12 protein-coding genes are annotated in these 17,970 nt (G+C 58.0%); 9 read left to right on the top strand and 3 right to left on the bottom strand.

What is annotated here, in order from left to right; translation table 11 throughout:
* Window positions 1-60: 60 nt before the first annotated feature.
* Window positions 61-654, bottom strand: coding sequence for a YhgN family NAAT transporter (locus EV102420_RS14930; protein WP_042393172.1), 594 nt, complete (start codon window positions 652-654; stop codon window positions 61-63).
* A gap of 176 nt (window positions 655-830) precedes the next feature.
* Here EV102420_RS14930 and asd point away from each other — a divergent pair, with 176 nt between their 5' ends.
* The 6 genes from asd to glgP all read left to right on the top strand — a co-directional run bounded on the left by asd (window position 831) and on the right by glgP (window position 11,614).
* Window positions 831-1,937: an aspartate-semialdehyde dehydrogenase gene (gene asd, locus EV102420_RS14925; protein ID WP_042393170.1), complete on the top strand. Its 1,107-nt coding sequence runs from the start codon at window positions 831-833 to the stop codon at window positions 1,935-1,937.
* A 225-nt stretch (window positions 1,938-2,162) separates the two neighbouring features.
* On the top strand, window positions 2,163-4,349 hold the full coding sequence (glgB, locus tag EV102420_RS14920) for a 1,4-alpha-glucan branching enzyme (protein WP_042393167.1): 2,187 nt from the start codon (window positions 2,163-2,165) through the stop codon (window positions 4,347-4,349).
* On the top strand, window positions 4,346-6,322 hold the full coding sequence (gene glgX, locus EV102420_RS22520) for a glycogen debranching protein GlgX (protein WP_042393166.1): 1,977 nt from the start codon (window positions 4,346-4,348) through the stop codon (window positions 6,320-6,322). The genes glgB and glgX overlap by 4 nt, the downstream gene beginning before the upstream one ends.
* Window positions 6,323-6,337: 15 nt before the next feature.
* Complete coding sequence (gene glgC / locus EV102420_RS22515; RefSeq protein WP_042393164.1) at window positions 6,338-7,621, top strand: glucose-1-phosphate adenylyltransferase; 1,284 nt, start codon at window positions 6,338-6,340, stop codon at window positions 7,619-7,621.
* Window positions 7,622-7,713: 92 nt separating this feature from the next.
* Window positions 7,714-9,147, top strand: a complete 1,434-nt coding sequence (glgA, locus tag EV102420_RS14905; protein ID WP_042393162.1) for a glycogen synthase GlgA — start codon at window positions 7,714-7,716, stop codon at window positions 9,145-9,147.
* 19 nt (window positions 9,148-9,166) lie between these two features.
* Complete coding sequence (gene glgP / locus EV102420_RS14900; protein WP_042393161.1) at window positions 9,167-11,614, top strand: glycogen phosphorylase; 2,448 nt, start codon at window positions 9,167-9,169, stop codon at window positions 11,612-11,614.
* 99 nt (window positions 11,615-11,713) lie between these two features.
* Here the strand turns inward: glgP and glpD are convergent, their stop codons facing one another.
* Window positions 11,714-13,219, bottom strand: a complete 1,506-nt coding sequence (glpD, locus tag EV102420_RS14895) for a glycerol-3-phosphate dehydrogenase (protein ID WP_042393160.1) — start codon at window positions 13,217-13,219, stop codon at window positions 11,714-11,716.
* 189 nt (window positions 13,220-13,408) lie between these two features.
* Here glpD and glpE point away from each other — a divergent pair, with 189 nt between their 5' ends.
* Genes glpE through EV102420_RS14880 form a run of 3 tightly spaced genes read left to right on the top strand, consistent with a single transcriptional unit; the run spans window position 13,409 to window position 15,396 of the window.
* On the top strand, window positions 13,409-13,738 hold the full coding sequence (gene glpE / locus EV102420_RS14890; protein WP_042393285.1) for a thiosulfate sulfurtransferase GlpE: 330 nt from the start codon (window positions 13,409-13,411) through the stop codon (window positions 13,736-13,738).
* Window positions 13,739-13,797: 59 nt separating this feature from the next.
* Entirely contained in the window at window positions 13,798-14,619 is an 822-nt protein-coding gene (glpG, locus tag EV102420_RS14885) for a rhomboid family intramembrane serine protease GlpG (RefSeq protein WP_042393283.1), read from the top strand.
* Window positions 14,620-14,637: 18 nt separating this feature from the next.
* Window positions 14,638-15,396, top strand: a complete 759-nt coding sequence (locus EV102420_RS14880; protein WP_042393157.1) for a DeoR/GlpR family transcriptional regulator — start codon at window positions 14,638-14,640, stop codon at window positions 15,394-15,396.
* A 40-nt stretch (window positions 15,397-15,436) separates the two neighbouring features.
* On the opposite strand, the gene malT is transcribed toward EV102420_RS14880, so the two are convergent.
* On the bottom strand, window positions 15,437-17,970 hold a 2,534-nt coding region (gene malT / locus EV102420_RS14875; RefSeq protein ID WP_042393156.1), incomplete at its 5' end, for an HTH-type transcriptional regulator MalT.

The following is a 17,970-nucleotide window of genomic DNA, read 5'->3' as shown; positions in this document are numbered from 1 at the left end:
CCGATATGCCCGGTGGCGCTTCGCTTACCGGGCCTACAGTTTCAATGCACGCTTAAATGATTACCCCTTCATCCACACCCGAATGCCGTCCAGGAACATCTGGGTTGCCAGCATTACCAGCACCAGCCCCATCAGGCGCTCCAGCGCGTTAACCCCTTTCTCGCCGAGCAGGCGTAAAAACAGCGTCGACTGTAGAAGGATCGCCACCGTGCCGCCCCACGCCAGCATCAGGGCGATCACCAGATGGCCCATCTGGTTAGGGTACTGGTGCGACAGCAGCATGAGCGTGGCGAGCAGGGTGGGGCCCGCCACCAGCGGGATCGCCAGCGGTACAATAAACGGCTCTTCACCCGCGGGCATGCCATAGCTGCCACCCTCTGGGCTGGGGAAGATCATCTTAATGGCGATTAAAAACAGGATGATGCCGCCGGAAATAGAGACGGTCTCGGCGCGCAGGTTAAGGAATGAAAGGATCTTCTCGCCGGCAAAAAGGAAAATCAGCATCAGCAGCAGGGCAATCAGCAGCTCGCGGATCATAATTGCCCGGCGGCGCTTTGGCTCGGTGTGCTTTAGCACCGACATAAAGATAGGCAGGTTGCCAAGCGGATCCATAATCAGGATCAACAGCACCGCGATGGAGAGAATATCATTCATTGCTTCGTTTCCCTGAGGCACGCCCTAAATGGCCGCTGATAAGCGCTATTTCTGACGGCGACACTATCATTGATTAATTTCACTTGCGACTTTAGCTGCATTTTGTAATGTGTGAGGTATACCAGTAAAAAGATCTGGATCGCTCAAACAGCACACACCTCTGCAGGAAATACGCTATGAAAAATGTTGGTTTTATCGGCTGGCGCGGAATGGTCGGCTCTGTACTCATGCAACGCATGGTAGAAGAGCGCGATTTCGATGCCATTCGCCCCGTCTTCTTCTCTACGTCCCAGCTTGGCCAGCCAGCACCGACGTTTGGTACAGGCGCGGCGGGCACGCTGCAGGACGCATTTGATCTGGAGGCGCTGAAGGCACTCGACATTATTGTCACCTGCCAGGGCGGCGATTATACCAATGAAATCTATCCAAAGCTTCGTGAAAGCGGTTGGCAGGGCTACTGGATCGACGCGGCCTCCTCGCTGCGCATGAAAGATGACGCCATCATCATTCTCGACCCGGTGAACCAGGACGTCATTACCCAGGGCCTGAACAGCGGCGTGAAAACCTTTGTCGGCGGCAACTGTACCGTCAGCCTGATGCTGATGTCGCTGGGTGGCCTGTTTGCCGAGAACCTGGTGGATTGGGTGTCGGTTGCTACCTACCAGGCGGCCTCCGGCGGCGGCGCGCGCCATATGCGTGAGCTACTGGCGCAGATGGGCCAGCTGCACAGCCACGTTGCGGGCGAGCTGGCGGATCCGGCCTCGGCTATCCTCGATATCGAGCGGAAGGTCACTACGCTCTCCCGCAGCGGCGAGCTGCCGGTAGATAACTTCGGCGTACCGCTGGCGGGCAGCCTGATCCCGTGGATTGATAAACAGCTTGATAACGGCCAGAGCCGTGAAGAGTGGAAGGGCCAGGCGGAAACCAACAAGATCCTCAATACCGATCTGGTTATTCCGGTGGATGGCCTCTGCGTGCGCGTGGGTGCACTGCGCTGCCACAGCCAGGCCTTTACCATCAAGCTGAAGAAAGATGTCTCTATCCCGACCGTGGAGTCTCTGCTGGCGGCCCACAATCAATGGGCGAAAGTGGTGCCGAACGACCGCGAGATCACCATGCGTGAGCTAACCCCGGCGGCGGTAACCGGCACGCTGACTACCCCGGTTGGTCGTCTGCGCAAGCTTAACATGGGGCCGGAGTATCTCTCCGCCTTCACCGTTGGCGATCAGCTCCTGTGGGGAGCCGCCGAGCCGCTACGACGAATGCTGCGCCAGCTGGCGTAACGATCACTGTTTATGAGGAGGTGCAGCGTCACCTCCTTTTTTTTGCACATTTTTTGTGAACAAACACAGCGATAAATTTGGTAAATACATAATGTAGTCGCAATTCAGCCAAATTTATCAGGAGACAAGGGAAGCCTTGTCTATGCTTTAGGTTGGAACAGCTTCAGGCCAGCTGGATGTGGCTGGCGAAAAAAATGTGGCACATATAAAACAGGATAAAAAACCATGTCCAGTCTTGTCGATAGAGACGTGATTAACGCGCTAATAGCAGGCCATTTTGCGGATCCCTTTTCCGTACTCGGTATGCACCGCACCAATGCCGGGCTGGAAGTCCGCGCGTTGCTACCTGACGCCACCGAAGTGTGGGTTATCGAAACGAAAACCGGACGCAAACTGGCCAGGCTAGAGTGTCTTGATTCACGCGGCTTCTTTGCCGGTATCATTCAACGCCGTAAAAATCCTTTCCGCTACCAGCTTGCCGTTCACTGGCACGATCACGCTAATCTGTTGGACGATCCTTACCGCTTCGGCCCTCTCATTCAGGACCTTGACGCCTGGCTTCTGTCAGAGGGCACGCACCTGCGGCCGTATGAAACCCTGGGTGCGCACGCCGATACTATGGACGGCGTGACCGGTACCAAATTCTCCGTCTGGGCACCGAATGCCCAACGCGTCTCGGTCGTAGGCGAATTTAACTACTGGGATGGTCGTCGCCATCCCATGCGCCTGCGCAAAGAGTCCGGCATCTGGGAGCTGTTTATCCCCGGCGTGCAGCATGGGCAGATCTACAAATTCGAGATGATCGACGCCAACGGTAACCTGCGCATTAAGGCCGACCCTTATGCCTTCGAAGCGCAGATGCGCCCGGAAACCGCCTCCATGATCTGCGGCCTGCCGGAAAAGGTCGAGCAGACCGAAGAGCGCAAGCGAGCCAACGAGTTTGACCAGCCGATCTCTATCTATGAGGTTCACCTCGGCTCCTGGCGTCGCCATACCGACAATAACTTCTGGCTGAGCTACCGCGAACTGGCAGAGCAGCTGGTTCCCTACGCCAAGTGGATGGGCTTTACCCACTTAGAGCTGATGCCGATCAACGAGCATCCGTTTGACGGCAGCTGGGGCTACCAGCCTACGGGCCTCTATGCGCCAACCCGCCGCTTCGGCACGCGGGATGACTTCCGCTACTTTATCAAGGCTGCCCACGCGGCGGGCCTGAACGTGATCCTTGACTGGGTGCCGGGCCACTTCCCGTCCGACGAATTCGGTCTCGCCGAGTTCGACGGAACCGATCTCTATGAGCATAGCGATCCGCGCGAAGGCTATCATCAGGACTGGAACACGCTGATCTACAACTATGGTCGCCGTGAGGTCAGTAACTATCTGGTGGGTAACGCGCTCTACTGGGTTGAGCGCTTTGGTATTGACGCTCTGCGCGTCGATGCGGTGGCTTCCATGATCTACCGTGACTACAGCCGCAAAGAGGGGGAGTGGATCCCCAACGAGTTTGGCGGTCGCGAGAACCTTGAAGCCATCGAATTCCTGCGTAGCACCAACCGCAAGCTGGGAGAGCAGGTACCAGGGGCGGTGAGCATGGCTGAAGAGTCCACCGATTTCCCAGGCGTATCGCGGCCATCGGATAACGGTGGGCTGGGCTTCTGGTACAAGTGGAACCTGGGCTGGATGCATGACACCCTCGACTACTTCAAGCTCGATCCTATCTACCGTCAGTATCATCACGATAAGCTGACGTTTGGGATGCTCTACAACTACACCGAAAACTTCGTTCTGCCGCTGTCGCACGATGAAGTGGTGCATGGCAAAAAATCCATTCTCGACCGCATGCCAGGTGATGCATGGCAGAAGTTTGCCAACCTGCGCGCCTACTACGGCTGGATGTGGGCCTTCCCGGGCAAAAAACTGCTCTTTATGGGCAACGAGTTTGCCCAGGGGCGTGAGTGGAACCACGACAGCAGCCTTGACTGGCATCTGCTGGAGGGCGGCGATAACTGGCACCACGGCGTTCAGCGGCTGGTGCGCGATCTCAACACGACCTACCGTCACCATAAAGCGCTGCACGAGCTTGATTTTGATCGCTACGGTTTCGAATGGCTGGTGGTCGACGATAATCAGCGTTCGGTGTTTGTGTTTGTGCGCCGGGACAAAGACGGAAATGAAATTATCGTGGCCAGCAACTTTACGCCGGAACCGCGCCATGAATACCGTTTTGGCATCAATCAGCCGGGCCGCTGGCGTGAGGTACTGAACACGGATTCAATGCACTATCACGGCAGTAACGCCGGGAATTACGGCACCGTGCACAGTGATGCCATCCCAAGCCACGGTCGCGATAACTCGCTCAGCCTGACGCTGCCGCCGCTCTCTACCATCTGGTTGGTCAGGGAGGGTGAATGACGAAGCTGGCGGCAGGTAAGCCTGCGCCACTTGGCGCGCATTACGAGGGCAATGGCGTGAACTTCACGCTCTTCTCGGCAAACGCAGAGCGGGTTGAGCTCTGCATCTTTGACGATGAGGGGAATGAACAGCGCTATGACCTGCCTGCCCGCAGCGGCGACGTCTGGCACGGTTTTCTGGAAAAAGCGCGTCCCGGCTTGCGCTATGGCTATCGGGTGCACGGCCCATGGGATCCCGCAGCGGGACACCGTTTTAACCCGAACAAGCTGCTGATCGATCCCTGTGCCCGCCGCGTCGACGGTGACGCCATCGATCATGACCTCTTTCACGGCGGTTTTGATAGTGCCGATCCCCATAACAACGCGGCCATCGCGCCAAAGAGCGTGGTGGTTAACGAGGCGTTTGACTGGGAAGATGACGCCCCGCCGCGTAATCCATGGGGCAAAACGGTGATCTATGAGGCCCATGTTAAAGGGCTGACGTATCTGCATCCGGACATTCCAGAGGCGATACGCGGCACCTACCGGGCCCTCGGTCATCCGGTGATGATCGCGTACTTTAAACGGCTGGGGATCACCGCCCTGGAGCTGCTGCCGGTGGCGCATTTCGCCAGCGAGCCGCGCCTGCAGCGGCTGGGCTTAAGCAACTACTGGGGCTACAACCCGCTGGCGATGTTTGCCCTCGATCCGCGCTACGCCAGCGATCCCGACCGCGCCCTGCAGGAGTTTTGCGAGGCGGTAAAAGCGCTGCACCAGGCCGGTATTGAGGTGATCCTCGATATCGTTTTGAACCATAGCGCTGAGGTCGATCTTGAAGGGCCGACCTTCTCCCTGCGCGGAATCGATAACCGTAGCTATTATTGGATCAGAGATAATGGCGATTACGCCAACTGGACCGGCTGCGGCAATACCCTGAACCTGAGCCATCCCGGCGTGGTGGAGTATGCGCACCAGTGCCTGCGGCATTGGGTAGATACCTACCACATTGACGGTTTCCGCTTCGATTTAGCGACGGTGATGGGGCGCACGCCGCACTTTGATCCCTGTGCGCCGCTGTTCGAGGCGATAAAAAACGATCCGGTTCTTTCGACAGTGAAGCTGATTGCTGAGCCGTGGGACGTGGGCGAAGGCGGCTACCAGGTGGGTAACTTCCCGCCGCTGTTTGCCGAGTGGAACGATCAGTTTCGCGATGCTTCCCGCCGTTTTTGGCTGGCGAAGGATATCTCTCTGGGCCGGTTCGCCACGCGCTTTGCCGGTTCGGGGGATGTGTTCAGACGCAGCGGGCGTCTTCCCGCCGCGTCGATTAACCTGGTGACGGCGCACGACGGCTTTACGCTACGCGACTGCGTCTGTTTTAACCATAAGCACAACGAGGCCAACGGCGAAGAGAATCGCGACGGCACTAACAATAATCACAGCAATAATCATGGTACAGAGGGATTAGGCGGATCGTTGTATGTGATTGAGCGGCGGCGAGACAGTGTCCATGCCCTACTGGTCACGCTGCTGCTGTCACAAGGTACGCCGATGCTGCTGGCAGGTGATGAACAGGGACACAGCCAGCATGGTAACAATAATGCCTATTGCCAGGACAACGCGCTGACCTGGCTTGATTGGGAACAGGCAAATGATGGATTAACCACGTTCGTGGCCACCTTAATCCATCTTCGCCAGCAGGTACCGGCATTAATCCAAAATGCCTGGTGGGAAGAGGGTGACGGCAACGTCAGCTGGCTGAACAAGGATGCCCGGCCTTTAAGCGTGCGGGAGTGGGAGCATGGGGTAGGCCGTTTGCAAATCCTGCTTTCAGACCGTTTCCTGATCACGCTGAACAATACGGATAAGGTTACAGAGATTGTGTTACCCGACGGGGAATGGCGCGCCGTTCCTCCATTTGCCGGTGAGGATAATCCGGTGGTAGTGGCTGTCTGGCATGGGCCCGCGCATGGAGTATGCGTTTTTCGAAGGTCATAAAAAAAGGAGTTCATCATGGTTAGATTAGATAACAACGATCCGCTAATGTTAGCGCGCCAGCTGCCATTAAAATCTGTAGCCCTGATCCTGGCGGGTGGGCGTGGCACGCGTCTCAAAGACTTGACCACCACACGCGCCAAGCCTGCGGTTCACTTTGGCGGCAAGTTCCGTATTATCGATTTTGCGCTCTCCAACTGTCTTAACTCCGGTATCCGTCGTATCGGCGTGATCACCCAGTATCAGTCGCACACCCTGGTGCAGCATATCCAGCGCGGCTGGTCCTTCTTTAGCGAAGAGATGAACGAATTTGTCGATCTCCTCCCCGCTCAGCAGCGCTTGCACGGTGAAAACTGGTATCGCGGCACGGCGGATGCGGTCACCCAGAACCTCGACATCATTCGCCGCTACAACGCGGAATATGTTGTCATCCTCGCGGGCGATCACATCTATAAGCAGGACTACTCGCGCATGCTGATCGACCACGTTGAGAAGGGCGCACGCTGTACCGTCGCCTGCCTGCCGGTACCAAAAGCAGAAGCCACGGCGTTCGGTGTGATGGCGGTCGATGAAAACGAAAAAGTAATCGATTTCGTTGAGAAGCCAGCCAATCCGCCTACCATGCCAGGGGATGACACCAAGTCGTTGGCCAGCATGGGGATCTATATCTTCGACGCAGAGTATCTCTATGAGCTACTTGAGGAGGATGACAAGGATGAAACCTCTAATCACGATTTCGGGAAGGATATTATCCCGAAAGTGACGAAATCCGGCGAGGCCTTTGCCCATGCGTTCCCGCACTCTTGCGTGCAGTCGGATCCGGACGCCGAGCCTTACTGGCGCGACGTGGGAACCCTGGAGGCGTACTGGAAGGCTAACCTCGATCTTGCCTCCGTGACGCCCGAACTGGATATGTACGATCAAAATTGGCCTATCCGAACCCACATGGAATCGCTACCGCCTGCTAAATTTGTACAGGATAGATCCGGTAGCCATGGGATGACGCTGAATTCGCTGGTGTCGGGGGGCTGCATTATCTCCGGTTCGGTGGTGGTGCAGTCGGTGCTGTTCCCGCGCGTGCGCGTTAACTCATTCTGTAATATCGACTCGTCGGTACTGCTGCCGGACGTCTGGGTAGGACGTTCTTGCCGCCTGCGCCGCTGCGTTATTGACCGCGCCTGTAAAATACCTGAGGGCATGGTCATTGGTGAAAATGCAGAAGAGGATGCCCGTCGGTTCTACCGTTCAGAAGAAGGCATTGTGCTGGTCACGCGTGAGATGTTAAGCAAATTAAAAGAGTGACGGCATCAAATCATAACCTTGCGCGGAAGGGGTCCGCGCGCTGGTTTACCGCTACCGCTCGCATACGGTAGCGGTTTTTAACAGGAGCGAGAATGCAGGTTTTACATGTATGTTCTGAGATGTTCCCGTTGCTCAAGACCGGTGGTCTGGCAGATGTACTTGGTGCACTCCCTGCGGCGCAAATAGCCGGTGGTGTTGATACTCGCGTACTGCTGCCGGCTTTCCCTGATATTCGGCGCGGTATTACCGATGCGAAAGTGGTGTCCCGACGAGAGACGTTTGCCGGACACATCACGCTGCTCTACGGCCACTATAACGGCGTGGGCATCTATCTGATTGATGCCCCACACCTCTATGATCGCCCCGGCAGCCCGTATCACGATACGAATCTGTTTGCCTATACCGACAACGTGCTGCGTTTCGCCCTGCTCGGCTGGGTGGGCAGCGAGATGGCCTGCGGTCTCGATCCGTTCTGGCGTCCAGACATTGTCCATGCCCACGACTGGCATGCCGGACTGACGCCTGCCTACCTTGCCGCCCGCGGCCATCCGGCGAAGTCCGTATTTACCGTGCATAACTTAGCCTACCAGGGTATGTTTTATGCTCATCACATGAGTGAAATAGATCTGCCATCGTCATTCTTTAGTGTTAATGGCGTAGAGTTCAATGGTCAGATCTCGTTCCTGAAGGCAGGGCTCTTTTTTGCCGACCACATCACGGCGGTCAGCCCGACCTACGCGCGGGAGATCACCGAGCCGCAGTTTGCGTACGGCATGGAAGGGCTGCTGCGCCAGCGCCACGCTGAGGGCCGCCTCTCGGGGATCCTCAACGGCGTTGATGAGCAGATCTGGGATCCGGCAACCGACCTGCTGCTGGCGTCGCGCTTTACCCGCGACTCGCTGGAAGATAAGGCGGAAAACAAGCGTCAGCTGCAAATTGCGATGGGTCTGAAAGTCGATGAGAAGATCCCGCTCTTCGCTGTGGTCAGCCGCCTGACCAGCCAAAAAGGGCTGGATCTGGTGCTGGAGGCGCTGCCGGGCCTGCTGGAGCAGGGTGGACAGCTGGCCCTGTTGGGCGCAGGCGATCCGGTGTTACAGGAAGGTTTCCTGGCCGCCGCCGCCGAGCATCCGGGGCAGGTAGGGGTTCAGATTGGCTATCACGAAGCCTTCTCGCACCGCATTATGGGCGGCGCGGATGTGATTCTGGTGCCGAGCCGCTTTGAGCCGTGCGGCCTGACGCAGCTCTATGGACTGAAGTACGGCACGCTGCCGCTGGTGCGGCGTACCGGTGGGCTAGCTGACACCGTATCAGACAGCTCGCTTGAGAACCTGGCGGACGGTATCGCCAGCGGATTTGTGTTTGAAGACAGCAATGCCTGGTCGCTGCTTAGGGCAATAAGGCGTGCTTTTGTGCTGTGGTCCCGGCCTTCGCTGTGGCGCTTTGTTCAGCGTCAGGCGATGAATATGGATTTTAGCTGGCAGGTTGCCGCTCAGTCCTATCGGGATCTCTATTATCGGTTGAAGTAGAGCACCAGGAATCACGTTTATGAATGTACCCTTTACCTATACATCACCGACGCTCAGCGTTGAGGCGTTAAAGCACTCCATTGCCTATAAGCTGATGTTTACCATTGGTAAAGATCCGGCCATCGCCAATAAACACGAGTGGCTGAACGCCACCCTGTTCGCCGTACGTGACCGCCTGGTTGAGCGCTGGCTGCGCTCAAACCGCGCGCAGCTCTCTCAGGAGACGCGCCAGGTCTATTACCTGTCGATGGAGTTTCTCATTGGCCGCACCCTCTCTAATGCCCTGCTGGCGCTGGGCATCTATGGCGACGTCAAAAACGCGCTGGAAGAGATGGGGTTGGATCTTGAAGAGCTGATTGACGAAGAGAACGACCCCGGCCTCGGCAACGGCGGCCTGGGGCGTCTGGCTGCCTGCTTCCTCGACTCGCTGGCTACGCTTGGCCTGCCAGGGCGCGGGTATGGCATCCGCTACGACTACGGCATGTTCAAGCAGAACATCGTTGATGGTCGCCAGAAAGAGTCTCCGGACTACTGGCTAGAGTACGGCAACCCGTGGGAGTTTAAACGCCACAACACCCGTTACAAGGTGCGGTTCGGCGGCCGGATCCAGCAGGAGGGGAAAAAGACCCGCTGGGTAGAGACCGAAGAGATCCTGGCGGTCGCCTACGATCAGATCATCCCTGGCTTTGATACCGACGCCACCAATACGCTGCGGCTGTGGAATGCCCAGGCCAGTAGCGCGATTAACCTCGGTAAATTCAACCAGGGCGACTATTTTGCCGCGGTGGAAGATAAAAACCACTCGGAAAACGTCTCCCGCGTGCTCTACCCGGATGACTCGACCTACTCCGGCCGTGAGCTGCGTCTGCGCCAGGAGTATTTCCTTGTGTCGGCGACGGTGCAGGACATTCTTAACCGCCATTTCCTGCTGCATAAGACCTACGCCAACCTCGCGGATAAGGTTGCTATTCACCTCAATGATACCCATCCGGTACTCGGGATCCCTGAGCTGATGCGTCTGCTGATAGACGAGCATAAGTTCTCCTGGGATGATGCCTTTGAGGCCACCTGCCAGATCTTCTCCTATACCAACCACACGCTGATGAGCGAGGCGCTGGAGACCTGGCCGGTAGACATGCTGGGTAAAATCCTGCCGCGTCATCTGCAGATTATCTTCGAGATCAATGACTACTTCCTGAAGACGGTTCAGGAGCAGTATCCGAACGACACCGGTCTGCTTAGCCGCGTCTCGATCATCGACGAGTCCAACGGCCGTCGGGTACGTATGGCCTGGCTGGCGGTTGTGGCCAGCCATAAGGTCAACGGCGTCTCCGAGCTGCACTCGAACCTGATGGTGCAGTCGCTGTTTGCGGATTTTGCGAAGGTGTTTCCTGGGCGCTTTACCAACGTCACCAACGGCGTCACGCCGCGACGCTGGCTGGCGCTGGCTAACCCGTCGCTGTCGGATGTGCTCGACGAGCATATCGGGCGGACCTGGCGAACCGATCTTAGCCAGCTGAGCGAGCTGGAGCAGCACATCGACTTCCCGATGCTGAACCAGTCCGTACGCCAGGCGAAGCTGGAGAATAAAAAGCGTCTTGCGCTCTACATCGGCCAGCAGCTTAACGTGGTAGTGAACCCGAAGGCGCTGTTCGATGTGCAGATCAAGCGTATCCATGAGTACAAGCGTCAGCTGATGAATGTCCTGCACGTGATCGCCCGTTATAACCGCATCAAAGCCGATCCGGACGCGGACTGGGTGCCACGCGTCAATATCTTTGCCGGTAAGGCGGCCTCGGCCTACTACATGGCGAAGCATATTATTCATCTGATCAACGACGTGGCGAAGGTCATCAACAACGATCCGCAGATTGGCGACAAGCTGAAGGTGGTGTTCATCCCGAACTACAGCGTCAGCCTGGCGCAGCTGATCGTTCCGGCAGCGGATCTTTCCGAGCAGATTTCGCTGGCGGGAACGGAAGCTTCAGGGACCAGCAACATGAAGTTTGCTCTCAACGGCGCGTTGACCATCGGCACGCTGGATGGCGCAAATGTCGAGATGATGGAGCACGTGGGTGACGACAATATCTTTATCTTTGGTAATACGGCGGATGAGGTTGAGACGCTGCGTCGTCAAGGCTACAAGCCGCGCGACTACTATGATAAAGACGAAGAGCTGAACAGCGTGCTGACGCAGATTGCCACCGGCGTGTTTAACCGTGATGAGCCGGGCCGCTACCGCGATCTGGTGGATTCCCTGCTTAACTTCGGCGATCACTATCAGGTGCTGGCGGATTTCCGCAGCTACGTTGACTGTCAGGATCGGGTGGATGAGCTCTACCGCCAGCCGGAAGAGTGGACCATTAAAGCGATGCATAACATCGCTAATATGGGCTACTTCTCATCTGACAGGACCATCAAGGAGTACGCGGACAAAATCTGGGATATCAAGCCGATACGCCTGTAAAACCGTAAAAAACGCCGGGCGGCACTGCGTTTGCCCGGCCTACAGGCTGATGGATCTGACGTAGGCCGGGCAAGGCGTAGCCGCCGCCCGGCGTTTCACTCAAGATGCCAGCGATAATTCACGCTTAGCCCAGCCAGCCAGCCACAGCGCGACCCGCGACTGCTCTTCCGCATTTAACCACATGCCTACCTTCGTCCGACGCCAGATGGCATCGTCGAGGCGGCGCACCCATTCATGTTCAGCCAGATAGCGCAGTTCGGCCTCGTAGAACTCATGGCCGAAGTTCTCCCCAAGTTCTTCAACAGACGACGTACCGGCAAGGATCAGCTCGCTGTTGCTGCCGTAGGTGCGGGCGTAGTGGCGTGCCAGCGGCTCGCTGATAAACGGATAGCGACGGCGCAGCTTCGCCGCGTAGTCGTCACGGTCGCCAGCGATATCGCCCCCGGGCAGTACGCACTCTTTTGTCCACGCCGGGCCGATGCCGCTGTAGTACGGCGTCAGCTTCTCCAGCGCGTGTTCGGCCAGCTTGCGGTAGGTTGTCAGCTTGCCGCCAAAGACGGAGAGCAGAGGCGCTTTGCCCTCGTCATCACGAATATCGAGGGTATAGTCGCGGGTAATGGCCTGCGGTGAGTCGGACTCATCATCGCACAGCGGACGCACGCCGGAGTAGGTCCAGACAATATCGTTCCGGGTTAGCGGCTTTTTAAAGTGCGCGTTATAGACCTTCAGCAGGTAGTTAATCTCGCCCTCGTCGATCTCAACGTGCTTGGCATCGCCCTTATACTCAACGTCGGTGGTGCCGATAATAGAGAACTCGTCCATCCACGGGATCACAAACACGATACGCTTATCTTCGTTTTGCAGTATGTAGGCCTGCTTCTGCGAGTGCACGCGTGGCACCACGATATGGCTACCTTTGATCAGGCGGATACCATACGGCGACGGCAGCTGCATCCCCTCGTCAAAGAACTGTTTCACCCACGGGCCGGTGGCATTCACCAGGCCGCGCGCCTGCCAGCGGTACGTCTCGCCGGTATCAATGTCTTCGGCTTCCACGATCCACAGACCGTTTTCGCGCCGTGCCGAGGTCGCTCGGGTACGGGTTAACACCTCGCCGCCTTTACGTACCACCATCTGCGCATTCGCCAGCACCAGGCGCGCATCGTCAACCCAGCAGTCAGAATATTCGAATCCGCGCACGATCTCCGGCTTCAGCACCGACTCTGCGCCAAAACGCAAGCCGGTAGAGCCGGGCAGGCTGGTACGTTTGCCCAGATGATCGTACATAAACAGGCCGATGCGGATCATCCACGCCGGACGCAGGTGCGGACGGTGGGGCAGGCGAAAACGCATCGGGAAGGCAATATGCGGTGCCATCTGCAACAGCACCTCACGCTCCGCCAGCGCCTCGCTCACCAGGCGAAACTCATAGTGCTCAAGGTAGCGCAGGCCGCCGTGGATCAGCTTCGAGCTGGCCGAGGAGGTAGCACAGGCCAGGTCGTTCGCCTCCAGCATGAGCACGGAAAGACCACGCCCGGCGGCGTCTGCCGCGATACCGGCACCGTTGATGCCCCCACCTATCACAATCAGATCTTTGGTTTCCATGCTCACCTCATGCACTTTCGTAAAAGCTCAAAAATGTTCGATATCGCTCATAATAGCAAACGAACGCGCCTTTGGTAACATCAAAAAAACAATTTAGAGTGATACGCATAACATAATGGCGTTTCCCTGGCGGAAAGACGTAAAATCAGAGGATGTATTATGTGCATACCTAACCTGGATGAGAGCGCAATGGATCAGTTTGAGTGTATTAATGTAGAAGAAGCCCACCAGAAGATGCATCAGAAGCTGGCGGTACTGGTCGATATTCGCGATCCGCAAAGCTATGCCATGGGCCATACCCCCGGCGCGTTTCATCTGACCAACGATACGCTGAGCACCTTTATGCAGGAGAACGACTTTGATACGCCGGTGATGGTGATGTGCTACCACGGCAACAGCAGCAAAGGCGCAGCCCAGTATCTGTTGCAGCAGGGTTTTGACCAGGTCTACAGCGTCGACGGCGGCTTTGATGCCTGGCATCGCCACTTCCCGGCGGAAGTGGCACACGGTACGCTTTAGTCAGCGGAGCCATAACCCGCTATACTGCCCTCTTTTGTGTGGAAAAAGCGACCGCCAGCATGTTGATGATCACTTCCTTTGCTAACCCGCGCGTCGCCCAGGCGTTTGTTGACTATATGCAAACCCAGGGCGTTGTTTTGACTATTCAACACCACGACACCAGCGACGTCTGGCTGGCGGACGAGAGCCAGGCCGGACGCGTGCGCGACGAGCTGGCGCGTTTCCAGCAGAACCCGGAAGATCCGCGCTACCTGGCGGCCAGCTGGCAGTCAGGGCAGGTGAATAGCGGCCTGCACTACCGCCGCTACCCCTTCTTCGCCACCCTGCGCGAGCGGGCCGGGCCGGTAACGCTGATCGTCGCGCTGCTCTGCGTGCTGGTGTTTATCCTGATGAGCACCCTCGGCGACCAGATGGTGATGGTTTGGCTGGCGTGGCCTTTCGATCCCTCGCTGCGGTTCGATCTCTGGCGCTACTTCAGCCATGCTCTGATGCACTTTTCCGTGATGCATATTCTTTTCAACCTGCTCTGGTGGTGGTACATCGGCGGCGCGATAGAGAAGCGCCTCGGCAGCGGCAAGCTCATTGTGATCACGCTTATCAGCGCGCTGCTCAGCGGCTATGTGCAGCACAAGTTTAGCGGCCCGTGGTTTGGCGGCCTCTCCGGCGTGGTGTACGCCCTGATGGGCTACGCCTGGCTGCGTGGCGAGCGCGACCCGCAAAGCGGTGTCTATTTGCCACGCGGGCTGATAGCTTTTTCATTAATATGGTTAATTGCCGGCTGGTTTGATCTGTTTGGCATGTCTATCGCCAACGGCGCGCACGTCACCGGCCTGGCCGTGGGGCTGGCGATGGCCTTTGTTGATACGCGAAAACGAACATAAAAGCTCAGGAACATTGCAATGAAACAGACACAGCGCCACGATGCCATCATCGAGCTGGTAAAAAAGCAGGGTTACGTCAGTACCGAAGAGCTGGTAGAGCAGTTTGCCGTCAGCCCGCAGACCATTCGCCGCGATTTGAACGATCTGGCCGATCAGAACATGATCCTGCGCCACCACGGCGGCGCGGCGCTCCCCTCCAGCTCGGTGAATACCTCGTGGCACGATCGTAAAGCCACCCAGACGGCGGAGAAGGAGCGGATTGCCCGCAAGGTAGCCAGCCAGATCCCTGACGGGGCAACGCTGTTTATCGATATCGGCACCACGCCGGAAGCGGTAGCCCATGCGCTGCTGGATCACAATCACCTGCGCATCGTCACCAACAACCTCAACGTTGCCAACACGCTGATGGTGAAAGAAGATTTCCGCATTATTCTGGCCGGGGGCGAACTGCGCAGCCGTGACGGGGGGATTATCGGCGAGGCGACACTCGACTTTATCTCCCAGTTCCGCCTCGACTTCGGCATTCTCGGGATCAGCGGCATCGACACCGACGGCTCGCTGCTGGAGTTTGACTACCACGAGGTGCGCACCAAGCGGGCGATCATCGACAACTCACGTCACGTGATGCTGGTGGTGGATCACTCTAAATATGGCCGTAACGCGATGGTTAACATGGGCAGCATCAGCATGGTGGATGCGGTCTATACCGACGTGATGCCGCCTGCTGGCGTGCTGGACGTGATTAAAAGCCACAATATTCAGCTGGAACTCTGCTAAAAACCACGCCGGGCGGCACTGCGTTGGCCCGGCCTACCGCTTAGACCCCGTAGCCCATCATCTGCAATAGCTGCTGCGCGTGCTGCACCGCATCCTGACGGTGGGCGACGCCCAGCTTCTGGTAGAGGTTACGGATGTGGGTTTTGATGGTGGTCGCCGCCACCGCCAGCTCGCCGGCGATCTGCTCGTTGCTGTAGCCAGAGTAGATCAGCCCTAGCACCTGCCACTCCCGCTGGGTCAGCGGGCTGGTGCGGATCAGCTCCGGCACCTCCGGGTGGGTCAGCAGACGCTCAACAAAGCGCTCATCAAAGTGGGCATACTTGTGGCGATGATGCTGGTTGATGTCGCGCAGAATGCGCTGGGCGCGGTGGCCCTCCAGCTCAGGCAGAGCGTTAAGCTGGATAAGCTGCCGTAGCTGCTGCGCCATCGCCTCGCCTTCAATGACGAAATGGCTAATAAAGCCGGTGCGGTTCGCCAGCGTCAGGGCCTCTATCAGCACCCGCTGGGCATCGTTCTTGCGTCCGGCCTGCCAGTAAAGCTGGTTCAGCAGGAGCAGGTTACGGTTCAGATCGCTCATCAGCCGCAGGCTACGCGCGTTCTCGTTCAGCTCCTCCAGCACCATCTCCGCCGACGCTACGTCGCCTAGCAGGATCTGCGCTCGAGCAACGTTGCGCCACTGGCTCTGATGGAAGTGGTTATTAGCAAACTCTGATTTCGGCGTCTGGCGCAGCCACTGGGCGGCAGCCTGCTTATCGCCGGTCATCTGCCAGTAGATCACCCGCACCTTGTCAGCATTAGACACCCAATCGCTATGGTACTGCCCGTTACCGAGCAGGTTCTCCAGCCGGTTAAGGTGGCTGCGGGCGTTATCCAGATCGCCACGCGCCAGCGAGTTTTGCACCACCAGGGCCAGACATTGCAGCTGCTGCTGAGGCTGATAGGCAGAGAGTACGGTCATGCCTTCCCGGGCAGCCGCTTCGGATTCATCAAGACGTCCCCATGCCCACAGCAGCTGGGCGCGGATACGCAGCAAAAACTCGTGCAGCGGCAGCTGCTCAAGGTGCTGCTCGCGGATCAGCGTGAACGCCTTCTCCTGGCACTCCCAGGCGGCCTGCAGGAAGCCCTGGGCAAACAGGATCTCGCACTGCTGGATCAGGCTCCACAGCGCGTAGTGCCAGACGTCGTGGCGGCGCGCCATCTGTTCGGTTTGCTGCATCACGGTGAGGGAGTGGCTGAGCAGTCCCTTGCAGTGCAGCACCTCGCCGTGCACCGAGGTCGCCACGATGCGGCTATAGAAGTTAGCCAGCGGCAGCTCTTCAAGCGCGATCATCGCCAGCCGCTCGGCCTCTACCGGATCGCCATCGTTAATCGCCACCTGGGCGCGCAGCGCGTTAAAGTCACCTTGCAGGGCGTGATCCGCCGTCATATCCATCTCCTGCTCGGCGCGGGCCAGCAGGGTATTCACTTCGCTATAGCGGTGCTGGCTCTGCATCAGCCAGGCTTGCAGCAGCACCAGACGCGGGTTCTCCAGCAGGCTCTCCCACGGCAGCGCCTTTAACGACGCCTCCAGCAGGGTCAGCTCGCTGTGGTTAAAAAGTCCCCACGCGTGGTGCAGCAGAATATCGCGCAGCATGGTGCCGTCGCCCGCCGCTAACGCATGGTGGATGGCCTCGCTCGGGAAGCCCTGCGCCATCCAGCTCTCTGCCGCCGCGCGGTGAATATCCGGCAGCTCGGTGGCTAGCTCCCACTGGCAGCGCTGGCGCAAAAAGCTGCCGAACAGCGGGTGGTAGCTAAACCACTCGCCGGAGTCATCCATGCGCTGTAAAAACAGCCCCTGACGCTCGATCTCTTCCAGCCGCATCTGGCCGTTTTCTTCGCCGGTGACGCGGACGATCAGCGCATCGTTCATCGAGCGCAGCAGGGAGCTTTTCAGCAGGAACTGGCGGGTGGCGGAATCGATATTGTCCAGCACCTCATCCACCAGATAGTCAGACAGATGGCTGGCGTTGATCCCTGCCAGACGCCGGGCGGAGTGCTGGGTTGAGCTGTTATTCTGCCGGGCCGAGAGGGCAATCAGCTGCAGGGCGGTGGCCCATCCGGCCACGTCGTCGCACAGGCGGCTGCTCTCCGCCGCTTCAATCGGGGCGTTCAGGCGGCAATCAAAAAACTGCTTTGCCTCCTGATGGGTAAAGGCCAACTGCTGGCTGCTAACTTCCAGCAGCTGATCGCGCACGCGCAGGTTAGCAATGCCCAGCTGCGGCAGGTTGCGCGATAGCACGACAAGGGTCAGATTTTCCGGCTGATGACGGAGGAAAAAACGCATCGCGTCGTGGATCACCGGGTTGGTCACCAGATGATAGTCGTCGATAACGATGTAGAGCGGGCGCTGCCACTCCGCCAGCTCAATAAAGAGCTGCGAGAAGAGCGAGGGGAGGCTGGCGTACTGACGCTTTTGCGCCATCGCCTCGCTGGAGACGCAGTGTCCGCCGGTCGCCTGCTGCACGGCGGCGACAAGATAGCTGGCGAATCGCTCCGGCTGGTTATCCCCCTCATCGAGCGAGAACCAGCCCAGAT

It is taken from the genome of Pseudescherichia vulneris NBRC 102420 (assembly GCF_000759795.1).
GTDB lineage: Bacteria > Pseudomonadota > Gammaproteobacteria > Enterobacterales > Enterobacteriaceae > Pseudescherichia > Pseudescherichia vulneris.
This window is presented reverse-complemented; position numbering and strand designations above follow the sequence as displayed.